This window comes from Azotobacter armeniacus (assembly GCF_054779355.1).
On record NZ_BAAGYK010000164.1, the window covers coordinates 1 to 3,644 of the forward strand.

A 3,644-nucleotide genomic window follows, 5' to 3' on the forward strand; every position below is an offset into this window, starting at 1 on the left:
TCCAGCGCGGACATTCGCATCGATATCCCCCATCGGCGCACAACCTTGACCGTTCACTGGCCTGCGGGCGATGCAGAGGGGTGTGCCCGGTTCGTGCGCGAGATAGTGCAATGATCCGCATCGATGCCATCTGGCTCGCCAGCGAACCGCTGGACATGAGAGCCGGAACGGAAACGGCCCTGGCCAGGGTGGTGGCGGTCTTCGGTGCGGCGAAGCCGCACAACGCCTACCTGTTCGCCAACAAACGGGCCAACCGCCTGAAAGTGCTGGTGCACGATGGTTTCGGTGTCTGGCTGGCCTCGCGCCGCTTGAACCAGGGCCGTTTTGTCTGGCCAGGCAACTGGCAGGGTGCTCACCTGGAGCTGAACGCCGAGCAGCTTCAGGCGCTGGTGGTGGGGTTGCCCTGGCAGCGGGTCGGCCCGGCGGCGAGGATAAGTCTCTTATAGTCGGCTGTCAGGTGGTTCGTGCCGCGCAATTGGCCGAACAGCCTATCGTCGAAGGCAGCACGAGCCGGCACAATCGGCGCCATGACTTCTGCGGTTTTCGACCATCTGACTCCCGAGCAACTGCGCGAACTGGCGGCGCAGTTGACGCAGCGTGTCGCCAGCCTCGACCAGCAAGTCCGCTATCACAAGACGCGCAGCGAGCAGCTGGCCCACGAAATCGCCGTTCTGCGGCGGCACCGGTTCGCCCGGCGCAGCGAGCAGCTCGACGCCAATCAGCTCGGCCTGCTCGATGAGCTGGTCGACACCGATATCGCGGCCATCGAGGCCGAGCTCGAGGAGCTTGCCCCGGTCCCCGCCCCGGCCGAGCCACGCCGGCAGCCCAGGCGCGCAGCCTTGCCGCCGCAGCTGCCCCACACCCTGATCCATCACGAGCCGGACCACACCCAGTGCTCCTGCGGCTGCCAGCTCAAGCGCATCGGCGAGGAGGTCAGCGAGAAACTCGACTACACGCCCGGCGTCTTCACGGTGGAGCGGCATATCCGCGGCAAGTGGGTCTGCGAGCAGTGCGAAACGCTGATCCAGGCACCGGTACCGCCGCAGGTGATCGACAAGGGCATCCCGACCGCCGGGCTGCTGGCCCAGGTCATGGTGGCCAAGTTCGCCGATCATCGTGTGTCACGAACACAACCTCACTGGTAAGCCAAGGAGGCTGTGGTGCTTTATTGAAGATGAGGGTGGGCCCCTCGGAGTCGGTTTGCAGGAGCAGGCTCCAAACCACCTCAAGCTGCTGGGGTAAAGAGCCCTGGTGGTGAGCGTTGAGGAAAAGGCGCGGCGATGACCGCGTCAGGTGAGATTCAGAGAGACGAATGCAAATGAACCGTCGTTGTGGTGTCGAAACGTATCTAGATGGCGTCGAAACCGGGCCTTGGTGGTTAGCCCGGGATGAAGGTCGAGGGAAGCCTGCCGACTGCTCGACCGGCGCCCGGCATGAAGGCGGCGTGACTCTGTATCAGGCTTCAGTAAGGAACGTGAGAACCTGTCGTCCCGATGTCAAGGGAGAAGTCCAAGCGGATAGCCTCTGCAAGGGCGAGAGTACCGATGCGGGGCACAGGGACGGAGGCGTTCGTAGTAGGGATGAAGGTTCTGTAACGGAACTGGACCGAAGGGGCGCCGTCGTCCGGCTTCAGCATGCGAGCAACCTGAAAGGGGATGACGCGTATGCTTGAGGCGAAGTCATTCGATATTGCCAAGCGTGAGGTGTGGGACGCGTACAAACGCGTCAAAGCCAATCGTGGCGCGGCTGGAGTTGACGGAGTCAGCCTCACCGAATTCGATCAAGATCTGAGTAAGAACCTGTATCGGATTTGGAATCGTCTGGCCTCCGGCAGCTATTTTCCGCCGCCGGTCAAGCGCGTTGAAATCCCCAAGGGAGATGGTAAGACGAGACCGCTGGGGATACCCACGGTCGCTGACCGGATTGCACAGATGGTTGTTCGGCAACGGTTGGAGCCGTTGCTGGAGCCGGTATTCCATGGCGACTCATATGGATACAGACCGGGGCGCTCGGCACACGATGCCTTGCGGGTTGCCCGAGGTCGGTGCTGGCGGCACCCTTGGGTGCTCGATCTTGACATCAAGGGGTTCTTCGACAACATCGATCATGAGCTCCTGATGAAAGCTGTGCGTCGACATACGGATTGCCGCTGGATGGTGCTATACATTCAGCGCTGGCTTACCGCGGACGTGGTGTTTCCAGATGGAACCCAGCAAATGCGGGATCGAGGAACGCCGCAGGGCGGAGTAATCAGTCCGTTGCTGGCAAACCTGTTCCTGCATTACGCGTTCGACAAATGGATGGAGTGGCACTATCCCAATGTGCTGTTCGAGCGTTATGCGGATGACGTCATCTGCCATTGTGACAGCGAAGCCGAGGCTCAATCCCTATGGGTGGAGCTAAAGGCCAGGCTGGAGCAGTGTCGGCTGGAGTTGCATCCGGAGAAAACTCAGGTCGTCTACTGCGTCGATGCCAATCGGCGCGGTGATTATGCTGCGAAACGGTTCGACTTCTTGGGTTATACGTTCAAGCCCCGGCAGTCGATGAACCGGAAAGGAAAACTGTTCACCAGTTTTGCGCCGGCCGTAAGTGACAAAGCGGCGAAAGCCATGCGACATGAGATACGCAATTGGGGCCTTCAGCGCCTCAGCCGTTATAGCTTAGGCGAACTGCTCGCGCTGTTTCGCCATAAGGTTGTTGGCTGGGTTCGTTATTATGGGCTTTTCCATCCATCCACCCTCCAGAGTGCTTTGAAAACACTGGACTTCCATTTGGTGCGCTGGGCGCAACGCAAGTACAAGAGCTTACGCGGTCACATCTCGAAAGCATGGGAGTGGCTTAGTAGCCTTCAACGGCGAGCGCCTACGCTGTTCCCCCATTGGGGGGCCGCGATACGAATGACTGGACGATAGGAGCCGGATGAATCGAGAGGTTCACGTCCGGTTCTGGGAGAGCGCAGGGGTGAGACTCCCCTGCGCCACTCACCTGCCGCTGTACCGGCAGGAAAGGATCTTCGGCCGCGCCGGCCTGGCCATCCCGCGCTCGACCCTGGCGCAGTGGGTCGGTGCCTGTGGCGTCCAGCTGCAACCGCTGGTGGATGCACTGCGGGAGATCGTTCTGGAACAGGGCGTGATCCATGCCGACGAGACCCCGGTCCCGATGCTCGCGCCGGGCCTGAAGAAGACCCAGCGCGCCTACGTCTGGGCCTATGCGCCCAGCCCGTTCGCCGAGCTGCGCGCGGTGGTCTACGACTTCAGCCCCAGCCGTGCCGGCGAGCATGCCCGCGCCTTCCTGGGCGACTGGAAAGGCAAGCTGGTCTGCGACGACTTCGCCGGCTACAAGGCCTGCTTCGAGCAGGGGATGACCGAGGTCGGCTGCATGGCCCATGCCCGGCGCAAGTTCTACGACCTGCATGTCGCCAACCAGAGCCAGTTGGCCGGGCAGGCGCTGTACTCCATCGGCCTGCTGTACGAAATCGAGCGTGACGTGCGTGACCGGTTAGCCGATGAGCGATGGCGGATACGTCAGGACAAGGCGGTTCCCATCGCGGATGCCCTGCATGCCTGGATGCTCGCCCAGCGTCAGCGGGTGCACGAAGGCACGGCCATCGCCAAGGCACTGGATTACAGCCTCAAACGCTGGAC

General features: G+C 61.8%; 2 protein-coding genes and 2 pseudogenes. All 4 read left to right on the plus strand.

What is annotated here, in order from left to right; translation table 11 throughout:
• Window positions 1-110 precede the first annotated feature (110 nt).
• A complete protein-coding gene (tnpB, locus tag ACYVD0_RS21875) occupies window positions 111-446 on the plus strand; it encodes an IS66 family insertion sequence element accessory protein TnpB (protein ID WP_460428759.1) in 336 nt (111 codons plus the stop codon).
• An 81-nt stretch (window positions 447-527) separates the two neighbouring features.
• Window positions 528-1,115: pseudogene (locus ACYVD0_RS21880) on the plus strand (transposase domain-containing protein); the annotation flags it as partial.
• Window positions 1,116-1,655: 540 nt separating this feature from the next.
• Entirely contained in the window at window positions 1,656-2,912 is a 1,257-nt protein-coding gene (gene ltrA / locus ACYVD0_RS21885; RefSeq protein WP_460428760.1) for a group II intron reverse transcriptase/maturase, read from the plus strand.
• Between the two features lie 64 nt (window positions 2,913-2,976).
• Window positions 2,977-3,644: pseudogene (gene tnpC, locus ACYVD0_RS21890) on the plus strand (IS66 family transposase); the annotation flags it as partial.